This is a genomic window from Kitasatospora sp. Ki12 (assembly GCF_054601375.1).
The window spans coordinates 2,241,535-2,265,233 of record NZ_BAAIHT010000001.1 but is presented as its reverse complement, the minus strand read 5'-3'; the positions used below and the strand labels follow the sequence as shown (position 1 = coordinate 2,265,233).

The window sequence follows — 23,699 nt, the reverse complement described above, 5'->3', positions numbered from 1 at the left end:
GCCGGACCTCCCGTCCGGCCTGCCGGATTCCATTCCTTAGAGGGGACAAGGAAATGACCGACAACCTCGTGCTCGGAGCGGCGAGAATGACCGCCGCCGACATCTTCAACGCTACCGTCGCCTCCTCGGCGATCGGCGCCGCCTGGGAGGTCGGAGCCCTCGACGAGCTGGCGGAGCAGGACAAGCTGGACGTCGCCGAGTTCTCGGAACGCAACGACCTCGACCAGTTCGCGGTCGAGGGGATGTTCCAGGCCCTGGCCAGCGTCCGTATCGTCCAGCGGCAGGGCGCCCTGATCGTCACCGACGTCAACTTCGCCGAGGTGTACCGCGCCAAGGCGTTCTACCACTGGCTGTCCCGCGGCTGCGCGGCGCTCTTCGCCGACATGCCGGCCGTGCTGAAGAACGAGAACCGCGTCGGCAGCTTCTACCGCCGCGACTCGGCCGCGATCGCGATCGCCTGCCGCGACATCAACGCCAACTTCTTCGACCCGGTGTTCAAGAAGGCCCTCGGCTCGGTCGGCGAGTTCAGCAAGATCGCCGACCTCGGCTGCGGCAGCGGCGAGCGCATCATCAGCGTGCTGCGGGAGAACCCGAACGCGACCGGCCTCGGCATCGACATCGCCGAGGGCGCGCTGGGCGTGGCCCGGGCCTCGACCAAGGAGGCCGGCTTCGAGGGCAAGGTGTCCTTCGTCAAGGACGACGCCACCAACCCGCAGCCGCACCCGGAGTTCGCCGACGTCGACCTCCTGACCTCCTTCCTGATGGGCCACGACTTCTGGCCGCGGGAGAACTGCATCGCCTCCCTGCGCGGGCTGCGCAAGGCGTTCCCGAACGTCAAGCGCTTCCTGCTCGGCGACACCGCGATGACCACGGACATCCCGGACTCCGAGATCCCGGTCTTCACCCTGGGCTTCGAGGTCGCGCACCGCATGATGGGTGCCTACCTGCCGACCCTGGAGGAGTGGAACGGGGTGTTCGAGGAGGGTGGCTGGCGCCTGGTCGAGGCGCACCGCGTGGTGACCCCGGCGGACAGCGTGATCTTCGAGCTCGAGCCGCTCGCCGACTGATGACACCGAAGTGCTCCGGGACTGATCACCCCGGAGCACTTCTTCGTCTTCTCAATGGAATTGACTGGCCGTCACTTGGTGCCTACTTGGCTCCCGAGTCGCTCTCCGCGACCGCGGGCATGGTGTGGCCCGGGCCGGTGGGCCGCACCTCGGTGATGCCGGGAGCGCGCCGCATCATCACGCCCTGCTGGACGGCCAGCGTGACGCCGACCCCCAGCCAGACCCCGTTGCCGTTGAACTGGCCGTGGAAGAAGACCACTTCGACGCCGCCGACGACCAGCCGCTCGGCCAGGTTCGCCACCCACAGCTTGGCGGTGGTCCGGCCGCCCTTGCGCAGCAGCCGGCCGGTCTGGTCCCGCCACATCGGCATCGTCAGACCGCGGTAGTAGCCGAAGACCAGGGAGAACGCCAGCCCGATGACCAGGAAGACGACGCTCGTCGTCTTCGCCTCGGCGGGGCCGGGCGGCAGGAACCCGCGCAGCACGAGCATCGCGACCCACAGGAAGGTCTGGGCTCTGACGTCGCGGACACTGAACTGGGAGACGAGGACGATCGCCGTGATGAGGACGATGAACGCCACGTTGAGAACGGCGAAGACCGTGTCGTCCGAAGGCGAGTGCTGAGCGGCCAGGGATCCCCAGGATGCCAACAGCGTCATTGAGCCACCTCTGTGGTGTTAAGGGTGATGGTCGGGCCAAGTGCCTTGTGGCAGAACGCCTCTGAGCGCTGCCAGCACGGCGGCCGGGGTGGTGCGCGGGAAGTCGTGGCCGCCCTCCAGGACGGCCAGGGAGTACTCCCCCGCCGCACATGCGGACCAGTGGTGCAGGTGTTCGGCGGGCGCCACGGAGTCCTCGGAACCGCCGAGGACGTGCAACGGGGTGCGCACCGGGGAGGGGGCCGGCAGGACGTGGCCGTCGGCCAGCGTGAAGTCCTTCCTGATCCCGGCCAGGACGGTGCGCAGGAAGTCCGGGTACCTGAAGAGCTCGCGCGGGACAGCGTCCTGTGCGACCAGCCAGCGCAGCAGCTCGACGTCGCGCAGCTCGGACAGCTTCGCCTCCGGCGGCCGGTGCGGGGCGCGCGCGGCCGCCACGACGGTCGCCAGCGGCGCCGGGCCGCCGTGCCGCTCCAGGAGCAGCGTGACCTGATGGGCGAGCAGTCCGCCCAGGCTGTGGCCGAAGAGCACGAACGGGGTGTCGAACTCCCCGGCGAGGGCGGCGAACAGCTGCTCCGCCGTCTCCGCCAGCGAGTCGGGCAGCCGCTCCTCGGCGCGGGTTCCGCGGCCGGGCAGCTCCACCGGTGCCAGCTCGACCCCGGCCGGCAGATGGGCGCGCCAGCCGGCGAAGGCGCCCGCGCCGGCCCCGGCCTGCGGCAGGCAGATCACCCGAAGCCGCCGCTCCGAGGTCTCAACGCGGCCGACGATCCAGGGAGTTGACGATGACTTCGCCGGCACATCGGTGTCCATGACACCGAGCATAGGGGGCGGACCGGAACATTCTCCAGGCAAACCGACGGCAAGCCGTCACCCCCGGAGGCGGTCCGGTCACCGAACGTTCGATCTTGCCGAGTCGTTGCCGGAGGCGATGCCTGGAAGGCCGGGCCCCGGCGCGGCGACGATCCATGTATGACCGACATCGCCTCCGCCCAGATCCCTGATGTGATCAGCCAGCTGGTCAACCTCATCGCCCCGACCAAGAAGGACCGGATCGGTCCGGACACCAAGCTCGTCAGCGAGCTGGGCTACCACTCGCTCGCGATGGTCCAGATGGGTCTCACCCTTGAGGACGTCTTCGAGTTCGACGGCCTCCCCCAGGAGCGCGCCTCCGCGCTGGAGACCGTCCAGGAGATCACCGAGCTCGTCCAGGAGCTCCTGGACGAGGGCGAGGGCGTCCTGCCGACCGTCGACCACCTGCAGTCCATCGTCGTCCCGCTCGGCGGCGACTGGCCGCCGGCGTCCTGACCTCGCGCCACCGCCCCGCCCTCCTCACGCCGCTACGCCACCGCCCCCGGGCCAGGAACCGACCTGGCGCGGGGGCGGACCCGTGAGCACGGGCAGGAGGAGGAGCGGGCTCACGCCCCGGCGCGGAAGGCCAGCACGGTGTTGTGCCCGCCGAAGCCCGCGCTCTGGGTGAGCGCCGCCAGCGGCCCGGCGGGCAGCGGCCGGGGCGCGAGCCGGACCACGTCCAGGTCGATCGCGTCGTCCAGGTCGTCCACGTTGATGGTGGGCGGAGCGGTGCGGTGGTGCAGGGCCAGGACGGTCATCGCCGCGGCCAGCGAACCGGAGGCGCCGATCAGGTGCCCGGCGGAGGACTTCACGGCCGACACGGCCGGCCGGACGCCGCCGAGCGCGGCCCGGATCGCCAGCGCCTCGGCCGCGTCGCCCACCGAGGTGGAGGAGGCGTGCGCGCTGACGTGGCCGACCTCCGCCGGCTCGACCCCGCCGTCCGTGAGCGCCCGCCGGATGGCCCGCGCCATCCCCTCGCCGTCCGGGTGCGGGCGGGTGATGTGGTGGGCGTCGACGCTCGCCCCGGCCCCGGCCAGCTCGGCGTAGATCCGGGCGCCGCGCCGACGGGCGTGCGCGCCGGACTCCAGGACCAGCACCGCCGCGCCCTCGCCCAGGACGAAGCCGTCCCGCTTCTTGTCGAAGGGCCGGGAGGCGCAGGCCGGGGCGTCGTTGTTGCGGGACAGCGCCTTCATCGCCGCGAAGGCGGTGATCGCCATCGGGTTGATGACCGCCTCCGTGCCGCCGGCCACCACCACGTCGGCCCGGCCCAGCCGGATCAGGTCCAGTGCGGCCGCGATGGCGTCGGCGCCCGCCGCGCAGGCCGTCGACGGCGCGTGGGCCACCGCCGTGGCGTTCAGCTCCAGCGCGCACAGCGCCGCCGCGGCGTTGTTCATCAGCATCGGCAGGGTGAACGGCGAGACCCGGCGGGTGTCCCCGGCCCGGATCAGGTCGTGGGCCGGCAGCAGGGTGCTCAGGCCGCCGATGCCGCTGCCGATGACCACCGCGAGGCGCTCGGACTCCGGGTGCCCCGGCGCGCCCGCGGCCGCGCCGAAGCCCGCGTCCAGCCAGGCCTCGCGCTGGGCCAGCAGGGCGAACTGGGCGGAACGGTCGGTGCGCCGGGCCTGGACCCGGTCGATCAGCGGGGCCGGCTCCACGGCGGCCGGGGCCGCGATCCGCACCGGCAGGTCCGCGGCCCAGGGGTCGGCGATCGCGACCGCCGCCGAGACCCCGTCGAGCAGTGCCTTCCAGGTGGACCCGGCGTCGCCGCCCAACGGCGTGGTGGCGCCGAGCCCGGTGATGACGACGTCGTCGCGCTGCGCAGGCACGCGGCTCCTCCGATTCGTTCTCGTCGTTCTGTCGTTCGCTTCGTTCTGTCGTTCGCTTCGTTCGAGTGACGGGGGTGCGGTCGCCCGGCGGTCAGTTGACGCCGACGAAGGCCTCCGGCTTGGCCAGGTGCTCGCTGAGGAAGAGGTCGCGCAGCTTCGGGCTGAGCAGGCCGACCTGGCGCAGGATGTGGATCACCTGCTGGAACAGCAGCTGGCGGTAGCCGAACATCATCGGGTCGTTCATCGCGAAGGTGATGCCGCGCTCGACGTCCAGCTCCATGCGCTCCCACACCTCGCGCAGCAGGAAGCGGCGGGACATCAGGAAGATCGACTCCAGCAGGAACTCCTCGCGCTCGGCGCGCTCCTTGCTGTTCATCTGCTCGTACATGCCGGTGAGCGAGACCACGCCGAAGCCGATGTGCCGGGCCTCGTCGCGGGCGATCATCCGGGTGATCTGGGTGATGATCGGCTCGCCGAAGCCGGTGCCCGCCAGCCGGGTCGCCGCCAGCGCGAGGCCCTCGACGATGACCTGCATGCCGAGGTAGACGATGTCCCAGTCGGACTCCGAGAGCAGGTCGCGCAGCAGCGACTTGAGGCCCGGGTTGATCGGGTAGGAGTTGCCCAGCTTCTCGTCGATGTACTTGGCGTACGCCTCGACGTGCCGCGCCTCGTCGGCGACCTGGGCGGCCGCGTAGATCTTGGCCTCCATGTCGGGCACGGTCTCCACCAGCCGGGCGGTGGTCACCAGCGCGCCCTGTTCACCGTGCAGGAACTGACTGATCATCCAGGAGAGGTACTCCCAGCGGAACTGGTTGATCAGTTCCTCGGGAACCGGGCTGCCCGCACCGCGGAAGTTCTGCAGACCGGTGCTCTGCCCCTCGTCCAACTGCGCGCCGAACCGGACCTCGTGGTTCCAGTCGATATCGGTCGCGGCGTTCCACTGCGCGATCTTGCTCTTCTCGTAGAGCGCCCAGAGCCGATTGTTGCGCTCGCCGTAGTTCCAGTTGAGATTTGCCTTGAACCCGGCGTCGACCTCCATCAGACTCTCCCTGGTCTTGTCCAGGGTGAACAGCACGGTTTCCCGTTCGCCGTGGATTTCGGTATTCATCGCCGCCGGGCCCCTTTGGATTGACGTACTGCCACACGGATACTCTCGGACGGAACGCCCGCGAATAACGAGGCACTCACTGGGCAACTTGCAGGCATGATGAGTTGCCTGCGCCCCTGCCTGGGACGACGGAAGGCCACCTGGCGACACTGCACCGGAACACCGTCGGGCGTTCCGTATTCCCGTGCACAGGAGCCAGCCGTATGGAGCCGAATTCCGTTCCCCGTCCGACCCGGAGCCTGACCGCCGAGCTGGAGGGCCTGCTGGGCGATCCGCTGGCGCCGTCCGGACCGTTCTCCTTCGCCGAGGTCGTGCGGCACGAGGAACTCGACGAGGTCCCGCCGGGCGCGGAGCGGCTGCTCCTGGACTGGGGACTGCCCGAGCGGCTCGTCCCGGCGGTGGCCGGCGGGCGGATGCTCAACCTGGAGTCCGTGCTGGCGGTGACCCGCTCGCTGGCGCGCCGCAACCTGACCATGGCGGTGATGTTCGGCTCCAGCATGCTCGGCTGCCAGCCGGTGTGGCTCTGGGGGACGCCCGAGCAGCGCAAGCGGATCGCCGAGGCGGTGACCTCCGGGGACAAGCTGTGCTTCGGCATCTCCGAGGCGGAGGTCGGCAGCGACCTGACCACCACCGCCACCACCGCCGTCCTCGACGGCGGGCACTACGTCCTGGACGGCGAGAAGTGGCCGGTCGGCAACGGCAACCGGGCCCGCTTCTACACCGTGCTGGCCCAGGGCCCGCGCGGCCCGATGCTGCTGCTGGTCGACAAGCGGGAGCTGGACCCGGAGAGCGTCGAGCCCAAGCCGATCGTCCGGGCCCTCGGCCTGCGCGGCCACGACGTCAGCGGCGTCCGATTCACCGGCTCCCGGGTGCCCGCCGACGGCGCGGTCATCGGACGGCCCGGCCGCGCGATGATCGACACCGTCCGCACCCTGCAGATCACCCGCACCGCGATCGGCGGCATGTCCCTCGGCAGCATGGACGCGGCGCTGCGGATCGGGCTGGACTACGCGCACGAGCGCCGGCTGTACGGCGCCGAGATCTACCGCCTCCCGGTGGTCCGCCAGCACCTCGTCGACGCGCACCTGGACCTGCTGATCTCCGACTGCGTGGCGATCCCGGTGGCCCGGGCGCTGACCGTCGCCCCGGCCCGGCTGGCGCTCTGGTCCTCGGTGGTCAAGTACCTGGTGCCGGTGATCGGCGAGGAGACCCTGGAGCAGATGTCCAAGGTGCTCGCGGCGCGCAGCTACCTGCGCGAGCTGGTCGCCTCCGGCGCCTTCCAGAAGATCCGCCGGGACCACTGCATCACCTCGATCTTCGAGGGCACCACCCACGTCAACCTGTTCAACATCGCGACCCAGCTGGCCGCGCTCGCCCCGCTCGCCGACCGGGCCGCCGAGGGCTCCGAGGAGCTGCTAGCCCGGCTGTTCGACCTCTCCGCCGAGGCCCCGGTCTGGGAGCCCGACGGCAACAGGCTGGCGCTGTCGACCAACGGGCAGGACGAGATCACCCGGGGCTGGCGCACCGCGGTGGAGCGGCTGGCCGAGGTGGCCACGGCCGAGTGCCCGCCCGGCCAGGACCGCGACCTGGCCGAGGTGGTGGCCGAACTGGACCGCCGCCGGACCGCGCTGTACGGGCGGATCGCGGAGCACGGCATCGAGGCCGCCTCGGTGGCCGGCTCGCGCACCGCGGAGGACCACTGCGTCTTCCACGCCGCCGCCTCCTGCGTGCACGTCTGGCTGCACAACCGGGGCACCGCGCCGGACGCGGGCTGGCTCGTCCTGGTGCTCCGGCGGCTGCTGCAGCGCCTGGACCGGGACGTCGTGCTGGACGAGCGGGAGGCCTACCTGCCGGGGCTGGAGGCCGTCATGGAGGACTGCCGGGTCAGCCGCCGGTACTTCGGCCTGGAGGCGGTGCTGGAGAGCGGCGCGCAGGGCTGACCCCCGGAAGCGCATGGAGGCGGCTCCGACCTCGGGTCGGAGCCGCCTCCATGCGCCTTCTTCCGTACCGGAAGGGCTAGTTGGGTACCAGGGTGACCGGCATGGTGGCGTAGCCGCTGAGGAAGTTGGAGTAGACCCGGGTCGGCTCCCCGGCCGGGCGGATCTCGGAGACGTGCTCCTTCAGCCCCTCCAGCATCCCGGCCAGCTCGGCCTTCGCCAGGTAGGCGCCCATGCAGTAGTGCGGGCCGTGGGCGAAGGTCAGGTGCTTGCCGGCGTTGGGGCGGTCCAGCCGGAACTCGTCCGGGGCGTCGAAGACCCGGTCGTCCCGGTTGGCGGAGCCGTTCCACATCGTCACGATGTCGCCGGCCTCGATGAACTCGCCGTGCAGCAGCATGTCGGCGGTGGCCCGGCGGCCGCTGTGCAGGGTGGGCGTGGTCCAGCGCAGGATCTCCTCGACGGCGGCGTCGACGGACACCGCGCCGCTGCGCAGCGCCTCCCACTGCTCGGGGTGGTGCGCCAGCGCGTGCGCGCCGCCGACCATGGCGAGCCGGGTGGTCTCCAGGCCGCCGATGATGATGCTGTAGCAGTTGAAGATCACCTCCTCGCGGGTGAGCCTGCGGTCGCCGACGCTCTGCTCCACCAGCACGCTGACCACGTCCTCGCCCGGCTCGCGGGTGCGCAGCCGGGCCAGTTCGGAGATGTACAGCAGCAGGTCGTTGCGGGCCGCCCAGGTGCCCTCGGCGGAGGGTGAGCCGTCGGTGGCGGCGAGCGCGCCGGAGGTCATCGGGATCAGCTTGGGGCGGTCCTCCTGGGGCACGCCGAGCAGGTCGCAGATGGCCGCGAGCGGGATGTCCGCGGCCACGTCCTGGCCGAAGTCGCACCGCTCTGTCTTGGTGGCTTCGAGGATCAGCTGCCGGACGCCGTTGCGGGCGGCCTCCACGGTGGCGGTGAGCGCGCGCGGGGTGAACGGCCGGGTGAGGATGCCGCGCAGCGCGGTGTGGTCCGGGCCGTCGGTGACGGTCAGCATCTGGCCGACCGCCGAGTCGCTGTCCGCCTGCAGCGTCTCCAGCATGTTGCCGTGCGCCGAGGTGAACGAGGTGTTGTCCTTGTAGAGGGTCTCCATGTCCTCCCTGCGGGTGACGACCCAGAAGCCCTCGCCGCGCTCGGTGTCGCGGTGCCGGTACAGCGGGGCGTTGTCGCGCAGGTGGCGCCAGACCTCGGTGAGGTCGCGGGTGGCGTGCAGGACGGGATCGGCGAGGTCGATCCGGTCCAGCTCGTCGGGGTCCTGGACGGGACGGGTGTCCATGGTCACTTGCCGCCTTCGGGAGCGTCCTGGTCGGGCCGCGGCCGCGGCGCGAGGGGGCCGGGGAAGAACGCGGTGGTGGCGCCGGCCGTCTCGCCGCCGTCCACCACGAACTCCTGGCCGGTGACGAACCTCGCCTGGTCGGAGGCGAGGAAGTGGAAGACCCCGGCGATCTCCTCCGGGGAGGCGTGCCGGCGCGCCGGGATGCGCTCGTTGACCTCGTCGAGCATCGCGTCGGTGTACTCGGCGCGCTGCATCGGGGTCAGCACCGCGCCGGGGGTGACGCACGCGGTGCGCACCAGCGGGCTGAGCTCCATGGCGAAGGTCTGGCAGAGCGAGGCGACACCGGCCTTGGTGGCGTTGTACGGCGCGTAGAGCGGGTAGCCGCGGCTGCCGTTGACCGAGGCGGTGGCGAGCAGCACGCCGTGGCCCCGCTCGATCATGTACGGGGCCGAGTGCCGCCACAGGGCGAGCACGCCGACCAGGTTGACGTCGATGGCGCGGCGCACGTCGGCCTCGGTCAGTTCGAGCACCCCGCCGCGGATGCTGATGCCCGCGTTGGCGATCACCACGTCGAGGGCGCCGCGGGCGGCGTGCACGGCGTCGACGGCCTCCTTGACCGCCTGCCAGTCGGCGACGTCGACCTCCAGGAAGCTCACCGAGCCGGGGCCGCCGTCCAGGCCCGCCGCCGGGGCCTCGGGCTTGGTGACGTCGAGGTTCACCACGTGGTCGCCGGAGGCGGCGAACCGCTCGGCGGTGGCCTTCCCGATGCCGCTGGAGGCGCCGGAGACGATGACTGTGCGCATGGGCGAGGGCCTTTCGAAAGACGCCGGGCCCGGCCGCCGGAGCGGCCGGGTCCCGGCTGGGTGTGCGGGTGCTGGGGTCGGGCCGGGATCAGGCCTGGATCGGGCCGGGGAGGGCCGGGGAGGGCCCGCCGGGATCAGACGATGACCCGGTGCCGGTCGGGGGCGTAACCGGCCAGGTTGCGGCGGAGGTTGCGGCTGACGGTGATCTTCTTCAGCCAGCGGTCGGTGCCGTCGTACCGGGCCTTGAAGGAGCGCCGGCCGTGCGCGGCCTGGTAGTTGTCGACGACCAGCAGGGTGCCGGGGCCGACCACGACCTCCTGCTGGACCCGGGTCAGCTCCGACATCAGCCGGTCCAGGGCCTCGACGGCCTCCCGGTCGTCCCCGACGCAGCGCATGAACGGCAGGTCGATGCGCAGGTACGGGGAGAGGCTGTCGCCGAAGAGCGCGCTGGTGGGCGTGGGGTCGTCGGCCATCCGGCGGAGCTTGGCGAGCGCCGGGTGGTCCGGGTCCGAGGTCTCCAGCTGCCGGATGTGCTCGGTGTCCGGGAGGATGTGGTACCGGTCCTGGGAGAGCACTTCCCGGGTGCGGTCGTCGAGTCGGACGTCCCGGACGGAGGCGACGATGGTCGGCACCGCGTCGGCGTTGCGCAGGCCGAGCAGGATCAGGTAGTCGCAGCGGTTGGGGTGGAAGCCGTCCTCGGTGTGGAACTCCAGCAGGGCCTCGCTGCCGTAGCCGCTCTGCCGGTCCTCGTCGCCGCGGATCGGCAGGATGTTCTGGATGATGCTGCCCTCCTGGAGGGTGGCCCAGCCGAAGGGCTCGCCCAGCGCGATGCCGACCAGCGCCAGCATGGCCTCCTGGGTGCGGGCGGACTCCAGCGCTATCGCGTCGCGCCAGTGCGCCGGGGTCGGGCCGAGCTCGGTGTCGTCCACCGGCAGGCCGTGCACCAGGCAGGCGGCGGCGGGCTCGCGGCGGCGGAAGTCGGCCAGGAAGGACTGCAGGCCGACCGGCAGCATCCGGTCGAACTGCCAGGCCCGGTCGTAGAACTCCTCGTCGAGCGGGCTGCCGCAGTCGTCGGCGATCTTGTGGGCGGCCTGGGCCAGTTCGGCGGCCTCGTCGGCGCTCAGGGTGTACTCCGCGAGCCGGCCCTCGTACGGGGTCGGAGCGGTGGCAGTGGACGGTTCGTGACGGTTCATCAGGCGTTCCCTTGCGTGTTCTCCGACCGGTTTCGGCCGGCTGGGGCGGGCGGGTGGTCCTGTGCCGCCTGCCCGGGGGCAGGCGGCGGGGCGGTGTCACGGGCGGAGGGCCGAGCAGGGTCCCGGCTGGCTCCGCCGCCCGGGTCGGTCAGTCCTCGGCGGCGAACTTGGCGATGAACTCGTCGAGTTCGTCCTGGTCGAGGTCGATGAGCGGCTCCTCGGCCTCCTCACCGGCGTCCGGCGCCGACTCGGTGACCACGGCGGCCAGTTCGGCGACGGACTTGTGGGTGAAGACGTCCCGCGGGGAGATCTCCAGCCCGGCCTCGCGCGCGGCGGTGACCAGCTTGATCGACATGATCGAGTCGCCGCCGAGCGCGAAGAAGCTGTCGTCGATGCCGATCCGGTCGACCTGGAGCACCTCGACGAACAGCCGCCGCAGCAGCTCCTCGCGCGGGGTGCGGGGCGCCCGGCTGCCCTCGGCGGCGGCGAAGCGGGGGGCGGGCAGCGCGGCCCGGTCCAGCTTGCCGTGCGGTGTGGTGGGCAGTTCGGGGATCTCGACCACGGCGGCCGGCACCATGTACTCCGGCAGGTGGGCGGCGACCCGCTCGCGCAGCGCGGCGGGGTCGGTGCCCTCCGGTCCGGCCGGGACGACGTACGCGACCAGCTGCCGCGCCCCCGGGGTGGACTCGCGCAGCTGCACGGTGGCGTGCCGCACGCTCGGGTCGGCGGCCAGCACGGCCTCGATCTCGCCGGGCTCGATCCGGAAGCCGCGCAGCTTCACCTGGTCGTCGGCCCGGCGCACGTAGTCCAGCCGGCCGTCCGGCAGCCAGCGGGCGATGTCGCCGGTGCGGTACATCCGGGTGCCCGGCCCGCCGAACGGGTCGGCGACGTAACGGCTCGCGGTGAGCTCCGGCCGGTGCAGGTAGCCCCGGGCCAGGCCGGCGCCGGAGATGTACACCTCGCCGGGCACGCCGGCGGGCAGCGGGCGCAGGCAGTGGTCGAGGACCCGGATCCGGGCGCCGACCACCGGGACGCCGATCGACACGGCGACGCCGGGCTCCAGCGGCCCGCCGACGGTCGCGATGATCGTGGTCTCGGTCGGGCCGTAGATGTTCAGCATCCGCCGACCGGGGGCCCAGCGGGCCACCAGCTCGGGCGGCAGCACCTCGCCGCCGGTGACCAGGGTGATCCCCTCCGGCAGGCTGCCGTCGGCCATCGCGGCCAGCGAGGACGGCGGGATGGTGAGGGTCCGCACCCCGGTCCTGGCCACCCAGTCGGCCAGCGGCCGGCCGGGCAGCATCTCCTCGTAGCTGCCGACGACCACGCAGGAGCCGCTCAGCAGCGCGGTGTTGAGCTCGCCCATGGCGCCGTCGAAGCTGGGCGAGGCGAACCACAGCACCTTGCGGCCGGGGCCGAGGTCCAGGTGGCGCCGCTGGGTCGCCAGGAAGCTGGCCAGGCCCGCGTGGGTGACCAGGACGCCCTTGGGGCGGCCGGTGGAGCCCGAGGTGAAGATGATGTACGCGCCGCAGGCGGGCAGCAGCGGGCGGCCGCGCTCGGCGTCGGTCACCTCCCCGGACGGGGTGTCCGCCGGGGCGGTGAGCCGGTCGGTGGTGACCACCCGGTCGCGCAGCCCGTCCGGGATCTTCCCGACCGCGTCGGGCGCGGCCAGGATGAGGTCCGGCCGGGCGTCGGTGAGCATGAACTCGATCCGGTCGGCCGGGTAGTCGGTGTCCACCGGCATGTGGACGGAGCCGCTCTTCCAGATCGCCAGGATGGTGGTGACCAGCTCCGCCGTGCGGGGCAGCAGGACCGCGACGACGCGCTCCGGGCCGGCCCCGTGCGCGAGCAGGACGCGCGCCAGGCGGTTGGCCCGCTCGTCGAGTTCGGCGTAGCTGAGCTCCTCGGTGCCGGTCAGCACGGCCGGCGCGTCGGGGTGCTCGGCGACCCGCTCGGCGAACAGCGCCGGGATGGTGGCCGCGGGGGCGGCGGGGGCGGTCGCGGCCCACCGCTCCAGGACGGTCTCCCTGGTCGCCGCGGACAGCAGGTCCAGCCCGGCGAGCGGCGTGGCGGGCGCCTCGGCGAAGGTCTCCAGCACCCGCAGCACCGAGGCCAGCAGGTCGCCCGCCTCGGCCTCGCCGTACAGGTCGGTGCGGTAGTGGAGCTTGACGTCCAGGCGCTCGCCCGGGCGCACCAGCAGCCGCAGCGGGTAGTGGGCGGAGCCGGGCACGGACGGCTCGCGCAGCCCGATGCCCAGGCCCGGTACGGGCTGCCGCACCTCGGCGTGGTCGATGCCGGCGTTCTCGAAGCCGACGATGGTGTCGAAGAGTTCGCCGAGGCCGACGGCCCGCTGGATCTCGGGCAGCCCGAGGTGGTGGTGGGCGATCAGCTCGGACTGCTCGGTCTGCAGCCGGACCAGGGCCGCGGACAGCGGCTCCGCCGGGTCCAGCACGGCCCGGAACGGCACGGTGTTCATGACCAGGCCGATCGCGTCCTCGACGCCGGGCAGCTCGGGCGCGCGCCCGGACACCGAGGCGCCGAAGACGACGTCGGCGCGGCCGGTCAGCCGCTCCAGGGCGATCGCCCAGGCGCCGTTGAACAGGGTGTTCACGGTGATCCCGGCGGCGCGGGCGGCGGCGGTGATCCGGGCCGAGGCCTCGGCGTCCAGGACCTCGTGGGCGGTGCCCTGCGCGGCCAGCACCGACAGGTCGGCGTTCGGGGCGACCAGCGTCGGCTCGTCCAGGCCGACCAGCGCCCCCGCCCAGGCCCGCTCGGCGGCGGCGCCGTCCCGGCCGGTCAGCCAGGCGAGCACCCGGCGGAACGGCACCGGCTCCGGCAGCCCCTCGGCGGAGCCGCCGGCGGCGTACGCGGCGAACACCTCGCGGTAGAACAGCGGCACCGACCAGCCGTCCAGCAGGATGTGGTGGTCCGTCACGACCAGCACGTGGCGGTCGTCGGCGAGCCGGACCAGCAGCGCCCGCAGCAGCGGCGAGGAGCCCAGCGGGAACGGCCGGTCGTGCTCCTCGGCCACCAGCTCCTCGACCCGGCGGCCCTGCTCCCCGGGGGCGAGGGCGCCGAGGTCGACCTCCCGCCAGGGCAGCTCGACCCGCTCGGGGACGACCTGCACGGCCCGGCCGGAGCGCAGCCGTACGAAGCGGGCCCGCAGGTTGGCGTGCCGGGCGAGCACCGTGCCGAAGGCGGCGCGCAGGACGGCGGGCGCCACCTCCCCGTCCAGGTCGAAGACCTGCTGGGTGATGTACGGGTCGACCCGGTCGGGCGCGAGCAGGGCGTGGAAGCTCATGCCCTGCTGGAGCGAGGTCAGCGGCCACACCTCGACGGCGTCGGGGTGGGCGGCCTCGACCTCGGCGCGCTCCTCGGCGGTCAGTTCGAGCAGCGGCCCCTCGGGCAGCGGCTCGGCGGCGGCCTCCGCGGCGTCGGCGTCCCGGGCGGCGGCGGCCAGCGCGGCCACCGTGCGGTGCAGGAAGACGTCCCGGGGGCTGAGCGCGAGCCCGGCCCGGCGGGCCAGTGCGGAGAGCCGCATGGACAGCAGCGAGTCGCCGCCCAGGTTGAAGAAGTTGTCGTGGATCCCGACCTTCTCGACCGGCAGCACCTCGGCGAACAGCCCGCAGAGCAGTTCCTCCTGCTCGTCGCGCGGCTCGCCGCCCTCGCCGCCGCCGTCGAAGCGGACCGCGGGCAGCGCCGCCTTGTCCACCTTGCCGTTGACGGTGATCGGCAGCTCGTCGAGGACCAGGACGGCGGTCGGCACCATGTAGCCGGGCAGCACCTCGGCGGCCCGGGCGCGCAGCGCCGCGCCGTCGACGGTGGCGCCGGACGCGGCGACCACGTAGCCGACCAGCATCGGCGAGCCGGGGTGGTCCTCGCGGGCCACCACGACGGCGTGCCGCACGCCCGGGTCGGCGGCCAGCACGGCCTCGATCTCGCCCGGTTCGACCCGGAAGCCGCGGATCTTGATCTGGTCGTCGGTGCGGCCGAGGAACACCAGGGTGCCGTCGTCGTCCCGCTGGGCGCGGTCGCCGGTGCGGTACATCCGGGCGCCGGGACCGCCGAACGGGTCGGCGACGAAGCGTTCGGCGGTGAGCACCCGCTGCCCGAGGTAGCCGCGGGCGAGACCGGCGCCGGCCAGGTACAGCTCGCCGGTCACGCCGGGCGGGACGGGCCGCAGCGCGTCGTCCAGCAGGTGGGCCCGCAGGTTGTCGGCGGGGCCGCCGATCACCGGGTGCTCGTGCGCCGCGAAGCGGGCGTACATCGGGTCGACGGTGCACTCGGCCGGCCCGTACAGGTTGTACGCGGACAGGCCGTCGGTGGCGCGCAGCCGCTGCCACAGCGGCTCGTCGACGGCCTCGCCGCCGAGCGCGAGGACGCGCACCGTACGGCCCTCGTCGAGCAGGCCCTCGGCGATCAGCTGGCGGGCGAAGCTCGGGGTGGTGTCCAGCACCTCGATGCCGTGGCGGGTGACGTGGTCGAGCAGGGCCCGCGGGTCGGCCCGCAGCTCCTCCTCGATCATGTGCAGCTCGTGGCCGCCGACCATCCACAGCAGCTGGCTCCACGAGGCGTCGAACACCAGGGAGTTGGTGAGCGCGGCGCGCAGCGGGCGGCCGGCCGCGGCCTGCTCCGGCTGGAACAGGTGGTTGCGGTGGCTGTGGAACATGTTGGCCAGCGACCGGTGCTCGATCGCGACGCCCTTGGGGCGGCCGGTGGAGCCGGAGGTGTAGACGGTGTACGCCAGGTTCTCCGGGCGCAGCGGGGCGATCCGGTCGGCGTCGGTGAGGTCCGCGCCGGTGGGGTCGGCGCCGTCCGGCTCCGGCGGCAGCTCGTCCAGCAGCACCCGCTCGGTGCCCTCCGGCAGCCGGGCGGCGGCCGCGCCGGTGGTCACCACCAGGTGCGGGCGCAGCTCGGAGAAGACCGCGGCGATCCGCTCGGCGGGCTGCTCCAGGTCCACCGGCACGTACACCGCACCGGACTTGAGGATCGCCAGCAGGGTGACGACGGCCCCGGCGGTGCGCGGCAGGGCCATCACCACGGGCCGCTCGGGGGCGGCGCCGCGGGCGACCAGCTGCCGGGCCAGCCGGTTGGCGGCGGTGTTGAGCCCGGCGAAGGTGAGCTTCTCGGCGCCGCAGCTGACCGCGGGCGCGTCCGGGGTGCGGGCGGCCTGCTCCTCGAAGAGCCGCACCAGGGTGCCGGGCGGCGTGGCGACCGGGGCCGGGGCGGCGGCGCGGTCGACGCGCAGCCGCTCCTCCCCGGTGAGCAGCGGCAGCCGGCCGACCGGGGTGTCCGGGCGCTCGACGGCGTGGCCGACCAGCAGGCTCAGGCGCTCCAGCAGCGCCTCGGCCCGCTCCTTCGGGTAGAGGTCGGCGCGGTAGTTGAGCTCGAACACGGTGGTCGGGCCGGGGAAGACGGCCAGGCTGAGCGGGTAGTGGGTGCCCTCGGGCACCTCGTCGACGGCCTCGCCGGCAAGGGCCAGGCGCAGACCGGCAACTTCGACGCCGCGGGCGGAGGCCGGCAGCGGGAAGTTCTCGAAGGCGACGGTGGTGTCGAAGAGGCCGTCGTGGCCGCTGATCCGGTGGATGTCGGCGAGGCCGAGCCAGGAGTGCTCGGCGAGCGCGGCCTGCTCGTCCTGGACGCGGTCGAGCAGCGCGCCGTACGGCTCGGTGTGGTCGATCCGCACCCGGGCCGGGACGGTGTTGATCAGCAGGCCGACGACCCGGTCCACACCGGGGATCGCGGCCGGGCGGTCGGCCACGGTGCAGCCGAAGACCACGTCGTCGCTGCCGGTCATCAGCGCGAGCAGCAGCGACCAGGCGCCCTGGATCACGGTGTTGACGGTGAGGTTGCGGCCGCGGGCGGCCTCGGCCAGCGCGCGGGAGCGCTCCTCGTCCAGCTCCAGCCGGATCCGGTGCTGGGAGACGTCGCCGCCGGCCAGTTCGGCGCCGCGGCCGAGCAGGGTCGGGCCCTCCAGGCCGGCCAGCGCCTTGCCCCAGGCGGCCTCAGTGGCGGCGCGGTTGCGGGCGCTCAGCCAGCCGAGGTAGTCGCCGACGGAGACGGCCGGGTCCAGGGCGGCGGCGTCACCGCCGTGGTGGAGGATCCGGAAGAGGTCCTCGACGACGACCGGCATCGACCAGCCGTCCATCAGGATGTGGTGGTTGGTCAGCACGAAGACGTGCCGGTCGGCGGCCAGCGCGACCAGGGTGAACCGCAGCAGCGGGGGCTGGGTCATCTCGAAGCGGCGGTGGCGCTCCTCGGTGAGCACCTCCCGCAGCCGCCGCTGCTGCTCGGCGGGGTCGAGGCCGGTGAGGGAGACCTCGGCCCACGGCAGCTCCACCTGGGAGGCCACGGCCTGGAACGGCTCGCCGGAGCGGCGCTGCAGGAACCCGACCCGCAGCGCGGGGTGCCGGGCCACGACCAGTTCGCAGGCGCGCCGCAGCGCGGCCGGGTCCAGCGGTCCGGTCAGCTCGATCGGGAGCTGCATGTTGTAGTGGTCGACGCCCTCCTGCCCGCCGTCGTACAGGGCGTGGAAGAGCATGCCCTCCTGCAGCGGCGTCAACGGCCAGATCGCGTCGAACGAGGTCGGCTTCATTTCCCACTTCTCCAGTGCGCTTCGAGTTCGGCGAGCTCGTCGGCGTCGAGTTCGAGCCGGGGTGCCGCCGGCGGGGCGACGGCGGCCTCGGGCTCGGTCTCGGTGGCGACATCCGCCAGAGCCGCCACGGTGCGGTGACGGAACACGTCCCGTGGGGTGAGGGACAGGCCTGCGATCCGGGCCCGGCCGGCCAGCCGGGTGGAGGCGATGGAGTCGCCGCCCAGGTCGAAGAAGTTGTCGTCGATGCCCACCTGCTGTCCGTCGAGCACCTCGCTGAAGAGGCGGCAGAGCAGGTGCTCGCGGTCGGTGCGCGGCTCGCGCCGCTCCCGCCGGCCGGCCTGCGGAGCGGGCAGGGCGGACCGGTCGAGCTTGCCGTTGGGGGTGAGCGGCAGGGCGGTCAGCGACACGATCGCGGACGGGACCATGTACTCGGGCAGCTGCTCGGCGACCTGCTTGCGGGCGGTGTCCAGGTCGGGCAGGGCGCCGGGCTCGGGCACCGCGTAGGAGACGATCCGCGGGCTGCCCGGGACGTCCTCGCGGACGACGGTGGCGACCTGCCGGATGCCGTCCACCGCGGACAGCGCCGAGTCGATCTCGCCGAGCTCGATCCGGTGGCCGCGGATCTTCACCTGGTGGTCGGCGCGGTCGAGGTAGCGCACCGCTCCGTCGGGGCGGCGCACGCCGAGGTCGCCGGTGCGGTACATCCGGGTGCCGGCCGGGCCGAAGGGGTCGGGGACGAACCGTTCGGCGGTGAGCAGCGGGCGCCGGGTGTAGCCGTCGGTCACGCCGGTGCCGGCGATGTAGATCTCGCCGGGCATGCCGGCCGGGACGGGGCGCAGCGCGCCGTCCAGCAGGTAGACCCGCAGGTTGTCGGCCGGGCCTCCGACCGGGACGTCGGCGGTGCCGGTCTCGGACCTGGCCTGCCAGGTGGTGGTGTAGATGGAGACCTCGGTCGGCCCGTACAGGTTGTGCAGGCCGGCCTCGCTGACCTTGCGGAAACGTTCCACCAGGCCGGCGGTCATCTTCTCGCCGCCGCAGAACACCTGGCGCAGGCTGTCGCAGCCGGCCGCGCCGGGCTCCAGCAGGAACAGCTCCAGGGTGGACGGGACGAACTGCGCGGTGTGGACGCGCTCGGTGCGGATCAGCTCCGGCAGGTAGCCGGGGTGCTGGTCGGCCTCCGGCAGCGCGACCACCATCGTCGCGCCGACGTGCAGGGTCCAGAAGATCTCCCACACCGACGGGTCGAAGCTGATCGAGGTGCGCTGCAGCACCCGGTCGCCGGGCGCCAGCGGGAAGCAGCGCTGCATCCAGCGCAGGTAGTTCACGATGCCGCGGTGGGCGACCACGATGCCCTTGGGACGGCCGGTGGAGCCCGAGGTGAAGATCACGTACGAGGTGTGCACCGGGTCGACCGCGCGGTCCGGCGCCGGGCCCGCGGTCTCCCGCGCCGACAGCTCGGCGAAGGTCCGCTCGTCCAGGGTGAGCGCCGGACGGGCGTCCTCGGTCATCGCCCGCACCCGCTCCGGCGGGTACTCCGGGTCCAGCGGGAGGTAGGCGGCGCCGGTGCGCAGGACCGCGAGCAGCGCGACCACCAGGTCCACGCCGCGCGGCAGCGCCACCGCGACCACGTCGCCGGGGCCGATCCCCTCCGCCGCCAGGGTCGCCGCCAACCCGCCGGAGAGCGCGTCGAGTTCGGCGTAGCTGACCCGGCGCTCGCCGTACACCACGGCCTCGGCGTCCGGCGTCCGGCGGGCCTGCGCGGTGAACAGCCCGTGCAGGGTGCCCTCCTGGTGCGCCACGGCGGTCTCGTTGCACGCCTCGACCAGCGCGCGGCGCTCCTCGGCGTCGACCAACTCGACGCGTCCGAGCGGGAGTTCCGGCTCGGCGACGAAGGACCGCAGGTACCGCTCCAGCCGCTCCAGCAGCAGCTCGGCCTGCTCGGCGGCGAACAGGTCCTCGCGGTAGGTGAGTTCGAGCCGCAGCCGCGGGCCGGGGTGGACGATCAAGCTGAGCGGGTAGTGGGTGACACCCGTACGGTCGGACTCCGCGACCGCGATCTCCAGCCCCGGCAGGGTCCGGCGGATCGCCTCGCGGTCGGCCGGCGCGTTCTCGAACACCATGGTGGTGTCGAAGAGTTCACCCAGCCCCAGGCCCCGCTGGATGTCGGCCAGGCCCAGGTGGTGGTGCGCGCCGAGCGCGGCCTGCTCGGCCTGCACCTCGGTGTGCAGCTCGGTCAGCGTCCGCTCGGCGGAGAGCCGCACCCGCACCGGGACGGTGTTCATCACCAGGCCGACCAGGTCCTGCATCCCGGCCAGCTGCGGCGGGCGGGCGGAGACCGAGGTGCCGAAGACCACGTCGTCCCGGCCGGTCAGCTGCCCCAGCAGCGCCGCCCAGGCGCCCTGGAAGACGGTGTTCACGGTCAGGCCGGCCCGGCGGGCGGTGCCGCCGAGGTCCGCGGAGAGCTTCTCGGACAGCGACCGGCGGATCAGCGCGGGCATCTCGGTGGTCAGCGCCGCCCCGGGCGCGACCAGACAGGGCTGCTCGATCCCGGCCAGCGCCCGCTTCCAGGCGTCCGCCGCGGTCTCCCGCGGCTGGAGGTCCTGCCAGCGCAGGTAGGCCGCGAAGGAGACCGGCTCGGAGGGCTCGGCCGTCCCGGAGTACGCCGCGAACAGGTCCTTCAGCATGATCCCGACGGACCAGCCGTCGAAGAGCACGTGGTGGCTGGTGAAGACCAGCAGGTGCCGGTCGTCGGCGGTGGTGATCACGGCGAACCGCAGCAGCGGCGGCCGCGCCAGGTCGAAGCGGGTCGCCTTGTCGGCGGCCAGCAGCTCGGCGGTGCGCGCCCGCTGCTCCTCGGCGTCGAGCCCGCGCAGGTCGTGCACGGCCCAGGGAACGGCCAGCTCGGCCGGGATGGTCTGCCGGGCCTCGCCCAGCCCGTCCAGGTCGAAGCCGGCGCGCAGCGCGTCGTGCCGGGCGACCAGGGCGTCGCAGGCGGCCCGCAGCCGGTCCGTGGCGACCTCGCCGGTCAGGTCGAAGACCATCTGGCCGATGTACGGGTCGGCGCCGGAGTCGTCCGCGTACAGCGAGTGGAACAGCATGCCCTGCTGCAGCGGGGTCAGCGGCAGGCCCTCGGACGGGCCGCCGGCGTCGGTCAGCAGCGACCGGTCGAGGTCCGCGGCCCGGCCGCCGTCGGCGACCGCGGCCATGGTGGCGGCGGTGCGGTAGGTCAGGACGTCCTGCGGGGTGAGCGCCAGGCCGGAGTTGACCGCCCGGGCGGCGAGCTGGACGGCGGTGATGGAGTCGCCGCCCAGGTCGAAGAAGCTGTCGTCGATGCCGATCGCGTCCGCGCCGAGCACCTCGTGCAGCAGCTCGCAGAGCACCGTCTCGGTGCGGGTGCGCGGCGGCCGGCGGGTGGCGCCGCCGCGGATGTCGGGCTCGGGCAGCGCGTCCCGGTCGATCTTGTTGTTCGAGGTGAGCGGGAAGGCGTCCAGCACGACGACCGCGGCCGGCACCATGTGCTCCGGCAGGGTCCGGCCGACCCAGGCGCGCAGCTCGGCCGGCTCGACCTCGGCCTCGGGCGCGGCCACCACGTAGGCGACCAGCCGGCGCGCACTGCCCTGCCCGGCGCGGGCCACCACCGCGGCCCGGGCGACCGAGGGGTGCGCGGTGAGTCTGGACTCGACCTCCCCGAGCTCGACCCGGAAGCCGCGGATCTTCACCTGGTGGTCGCTGCGGCCGACGAAGTGCAGCTTGCCGTCCGGCCCCCAGGAGCCGTTGTCGCCGGTGCGGTACATCCGGCTGCCGGGCGGGCCCCACGGGTCCGCGACGAAGCGCTGCGCGGTGAGGTCGGGACGGCGGTGGTAGCCGACCGAGACGCCGGGGCCGGCCAGGTAGATCTCGCCGGTGACGCCGGGCGGCACCGGGCGCAGCAGGGTGTCCAGCACCAGGACCCGGGCGTTGTGCAGCGGCGAGCCGATCGACGGCGTGCCGGGGCCGGTCAGCGGCCCGGTCATGGTGGTGAACACGGTGCTCTCGGTGGCGCCGTACACGTTGTGCAGCCGGTGCGCCCCGCCCCAGCGGCGGACCAGCTCGGCGGGCAGCGCCTCGGCGCCGACCGCGATGATCAGGTCGTCCGGCAGCGAGCCGGGCGGGAAGGCGGCCAGCACGGACGGCACGGTGCCCACGCAGCTGACCCGGTGCTCGGCGATGAACTCGGCCAGCTGCGGGCCGGGCATCAGCTTCGGCGGGGCGATCACCGCGCAGCCGCCGCTCATCAGCCAGACCGACAGCTCCCACATCGACGGGTCGAAGCTGGGCGAGCTGATCATCAGCACCCGCTCGCCCTCGCGCAGCGCCAGCACGCCGGGCTGGGACTCGGCGAAGTCGGCCAGGCCGGTGTGCGGCACCAGCACGCCCTTGGGACGGCCGGTGGAGCCCGAGGTGTAGATCATGTACGCGATGTCGGCCGCGGTCGGCGCGGTCGGGGGCGCTGGGAGGGCCGGGTCGGCGGCGTCCAGCGCGGCCGCCACCTCGGCGTCGTCGAGGTGCACCACGGCCAGGCCGTCGCGGGCCGGCAGCCCGTCGGCGCGGCGGGTGAGCATCAGGTCCGGCCGCGCGTCGGCGAGCATCCCGTCCACCCGGTCCGCCGGGTAGCCCGGGTCCACCGGGAAGTAGACGGCGCCGGCCTTCATCACCGCGAGCAGCGCCACCAGGTTGTCCAGGCCGCGCGGCAGGGCGACGGCGACGAAGCCGCCGCGGCGCACCCCGCGCTCGACCAGCATCCGCGCCAGGTGGTTCACCCGGGCGTCGAGCAGGCGGTAGCTGAAGGTCCGCCCCTCGGACTCCACCGCGTCGGCGTCGGGGGTGCGGGCGGCCTGCCGCTCGAACAGCTCCGGCAGGGTGGCGCGTTCGGTCGGCCACTCGGTGTCGTTGAACTCGTCCAGCACCCGGGCCTGTTCGACCTCCGTGGCGAGCTGCAGCCGGGCCAGCGGGGTGTCCGGGTCGGCCTCGGCCAGGCGGTGCAGGAAGGCCAGCAGCCGGACGGTGTGGGCGTCCAGGTCCGCCTGGTCGTAGCGGGCCTCGTTGCCCTCCAGGCGGACGTGCTGCCCGCCGGCCGGGTCCGGGAACAGGGTGAGGACCAGGTCCGGGACCTGGCCCGCGTTGAGGCCGGTCACGGTGGCCGGGAAGCCGGCCAGCTCGGTGCGGTCGCCGGTGGGCACCAGGTTGAGCGCGGTGTGGAACAGCCGGTCGCCCGCGTCGCGCATGCCGAGCTCGCGGCGGATGTGCTCGTGCGGGAAGCGCTGGTGGGTGAGCAGTTCGCCGAGCCGCGCGGAGGTGTGGTCGATCAGCTCGCCGACCGTCATCCCCGGGTGCAGCTGGACGCGCAGCGGCAGCTCGTTGGCGAGCATGCCCGGGGTGGCGCGGGCCGCGTCGGTGCGCCGCACGGTGGCGGTCAGCCCGAGGACCAGGTCCTGATGGCCGCTCAGGCCGCTGAGGTAGGCGGCGACCCCGGCCGCGACCACCGCCGTCCAGTCGGTGCGCCGGCGCCGGCCGAGCTTGCGCAGCGCCGTCGCGTAGGTCGAGTGCAGCAGGGTCTGGGCGCGCAGCACGTCGCCCACCCAGTCGGCGGCCCGGGGGGCCACGGTGACCGGCTCGGGCCGGTCGGTCAGCCGCTCCAGCCAGTACCCGCGGTCCGCCTCGTACTGCTCCGAATCCAGGTAGGCGGCCTCCTCCAGGGGCAGCACCAGGGAGGACGGCAGCGGGCGGCCGCCCGGCTCGGTGCCGGCGGCCATCGCCTTGTAGAGCCCGTTGATCCGCTCGGTGAGGATGGCCAGGCCCTGGATGTCGGTCAGCACGTGGTGGTAGCTGCTGTACCAGAACCAGTGGCCCGCACCGAGCTTGAGCAGCACGTCCTCGCCCACCGGCCCGCGCCGCAGGTCGTAGGTGGTGCTCATCCGCTCGGCGATCCACCGGTGGGCGGCCAGCTCGGGGTCGGCCCGGTCGGAGAGGTCGACGACGTCCCAGCCGGCGTTGGAGCGGCCCAGGTACTCCTGGTACGGGCCGTCCGCGTCCTCGCCGAGGCGCACCTCGAAGACCTGGGACTCGGCGTGCGCCTGCCGGATCGCCCGGTGCCACAGCTCAGGGTCGAGCGGGCCGCGGATCTCGAAGCGGCGCACCAGGTTGAACCTCGGCGAGTCCGGCGCGAACTGCTGGGCGAGCCAGAGCGCCCGGCTCGCGGCGGTCAGCGGCGTACGGTCCCCGGCTTCGCGGATCGGCGAGTGCGGACCGGATCCTTCTCGATCGCTTGCCCGGTTCACACCTGGCTCCTCTCCGCGGCGGTCGGCCGGCGGCGCGGGCGGCCCC

The 23,699-nt window shown here is 73.6% G+C and carries 12 protein-coding genes; 3 read left to right on the top strand and 9 right to left on the bottom strand.

Annotated elements, in window-relative coordinates; genetic code table 11:
- The first annotated feature begins 53 nt into the window (after window positions 1-53).
- Complete coding sequence (locus ACYP53_RS09895) at window positions 54-1,067, top strand: methyltransferase domain-containing protein (protein ID WP_189913053.1); 1,014 nt, start codon at window positions 54-56, stop codon at window positions 1,065-1,067.
- An 82-nt stretch (window positions 1,068-1,149) separates the two neighbouring features.
- Here the strand turns inward: ACYP53_RS09895 and ACYP53_RS09890 are convergent, their stop codons facing one another.
- Together ACYP53_RS09890 and ACYP53_RS09885 are read right to left on the bottom strand one after the other, a co-directional pair.
- Complete coding sequence (locus ACYP53_RS09890; RefSeq protein ID WP_459647187.1) at window positions 1,150-1,725, bottom strand: hypothetical protein; 576 nt, start codon at window positions 1,723-1,725, stop codon at window positions 1,150-1,152.
- 18 nt (window positions 1,726-1,743) lie between these two features.
- A complete protein-coding gene (locus ACYP53_RS09885) occupies window positions 1,744-2,529 on the bottom strand; it encodes a thioesterase II family protein (protein WP_189913055.1) in 786 nt (261 codons plus the stop codon).
- Between the two features lie 159 nt (window positions 2,530-2,688).
- On the opposite strand from ACYP53_RS09885, the gene ACYP53_RS09880 reads away from it, so the two are divergent.
- Entirely contained in the window at window positions 2,689-3,024 is a 336-nt protein-coding gene (locus ACYP53_RS09880) for an acyl carrier protein (RefSeq protein WP_189913056.1), read from the top strand.
- 110 nt (window positions 3,025-3,134) lie between these two features.
- Here ACYP53_RS09880 and ACYP53_RS09875 read toward each other — a convergent pair whose 3' ends face one another.
- Together ACYP53_RS09875 and ACYP53_RS09870 are read right to left on the bottom strand one after the other, a co-directional pair.
- Complete coding sequence (locus tag ACYP53_RS09875; RefSeq protein ID WP_189913057.1) at window positions 3,135-4,394, bottom strand: beta-ketoacyl-[acyl-carrier-protein] synthase family protein; 1,260 nt, start codon at window positions 4,392-4,394, stop codon at window positions 3,135-3,137.
- 91 nt (window positions 4,395-4,485) lie between these two features.
- A complete protein-coding gene (locus ACYP53_RS09870; protein ID WP_189913058.1) occupies window positions 4,486-5,502 on the bottom strand; it encodes a ferritin-like domain-containing protein in 1,017 nt (338 codons plus the stop codon).
- 203 nt (window positions 5,503-5,705) lie between these two features.
- Here ACYP53_RS09870 and ACYP53_RS09865 point away from each other — a divergent pair, with 203 nt between their 5' ends.
- Window positions 5,706-7,442, top strand: a complete 1,737-nt coding sequence (locus tag ACYP53_RS09865) for an acyl-CoA dehydrogenase family protein (RefSeq protein WP_459647186.1) — start codon at window positions 5,706-5,708, stop codon at window positions 7,440-7,442.
- Between the two features lie 76 nt (window positions 7,443-7,518).
- Here ACYP53_RS09865 and ACYP53_RS09860 read toward each other — a convergent pair whose 3' ends face one another.
- The 5 genes from ACYP53_RS09860 to ACYP53_RS09840 form a co-directional block, all read right to left on the bottom strand.
- Window positions 7,519-8,748 (bottom strand): cytochrome P450, encoded by a 1,230-nt coding sequence (locus ACYP53_RS09860; RefSeq protein ID WP_459647185.1) that lies wholly within the window; start codon window positions 8,746-8,748, stop codon window positions 7,519-7,521.
- Window positions 8,749-8,750: 2 nt separating this feature from the next.
- Window positions 8,751-9,551, bottom strand: coding sequence for an SDR family NAD(P)-dependent oxidoreductase (locus ACYP53_RS09855; protein WP_189913061.1), 801 nt, complete (start codon window positions 9,549-9,551; stop codon window positions 8,751-8,753).
- 134 nt (window positions 9,552-9,685) lie between these two features.
- Window positions 9,686-10,744: a guanitoxin biosynthesis L-enduracididine beta-hydroxylase GntD gene (gntD, locus tag ACYP53_RS09850; protein ID WP_459647184.1), complete on the bottom strand. Its 1,059-nt coding sequence runs from the start codon at window positions 10,742-10,744 to the stop codon at window positions 9,686-9,688.
- A 148-nt stretch (window positions 10,745-10,892) separates the two neighbouring features.
- The gene (locus tag ACYP53_RS09845; RefSeq protein ID WP_459647183.1) at window positions 10,893-17,336 is read right to left on the bottom strand and encodes an amino acid adenylation domain-containing protein; all 6,444 of its coding nucleotides are present in this window, start codon (window positions 17,334-17,336) and stop codon (window positions 10,893-10,895) included.
- Entirely contained in the window at window positions 17,333-23,653 is a 6,321-nt protein-coding gene (locus ACYP53_RS09840; protein ID WP_459647182.1) for an amino acid adenylation domain-containing protein, read from the bottom strand. The genes ACYP53_RS09845 and ACYP53_RS09840 overlap by 4 nt, the downstream gene beginning before the upstream one ends.
- Window positions 23,654-23,699 lie beyond the last annotated feature (46 nt).

Bases quoted from the DNA above. Each gene is read 5' to 3' on its own strand.
- ACYP53_RS09895 (WP_189913053.1), top strand. From the start codon at position 54: ATGACCGACAACCTCGTGCTCGGAGCGGCGAGAATGACCGCCGCCGAC.
- ACYP53_RS09890 (WP_459647187.1), bottom strand. From the start codon at position 1,725: ATGACGCTGTTGGCATCCTGGGGATCCCTGGCCGCTCAGCACTCGCCT.
- ACYP53_RS09885 (WP_189913055.1), bottom strand. From the start codon at position 2,529: ATGGACACCGATGTGCCGGCGAAGTCATCGTCAACTCCCTGGATCGTC.
- ACYP53_RS09880 (WP_189913056.1), top strand. From the start codon at position 2,689: ATGACCGACATCGCCTCCGCCCAGATCCCTGATGTGATCAGCCAGCTG.
- ACYP53_RS09870 (WP_189913058.1), bottom strand. From the start codon at position 5,502: ATGAATACCGAAATCCACGGCGAACGGGAAACCGTGCTGTTCACCCTG.
- ACYP53_RS09865 (WP_459647186.1), top strand. From the start codon at position 5,706: ATGGAGCCGAATTCCGTTCCCCGTCCGACCCGGAGCCTGACCGCCGAG.
- ACYP53_RS09860 (WP_459647185.1), bottom strand. From the start codon at position 8,748: ATGGACACCCGTCCCGTCCAGGACCCCGACGAGCTGGACCGGATCGAC.
- ACYP53_RS09855 (WP_189913061.1), bottom strand. From the start codon at position 9,551: ATGCGCACAGTCATCGTCTCCGGCGCCTCCAGCGGCATCGGGAAGGCC.
- gntD (WP_459647184.1), bottom strand. From the start codon at position 10,744: ATGAACCGTCACGAACCGTCCACTGCCACCGCTCCGACCCCGTACGAG.
- ACYP53_RS09845 (WP_459647183.1), bottom strand. From the start codon at position 17,336: ATGAAGCCGACCTCGTTCGACGCGATCTGGCCGTTGACGCCGCTGCAG.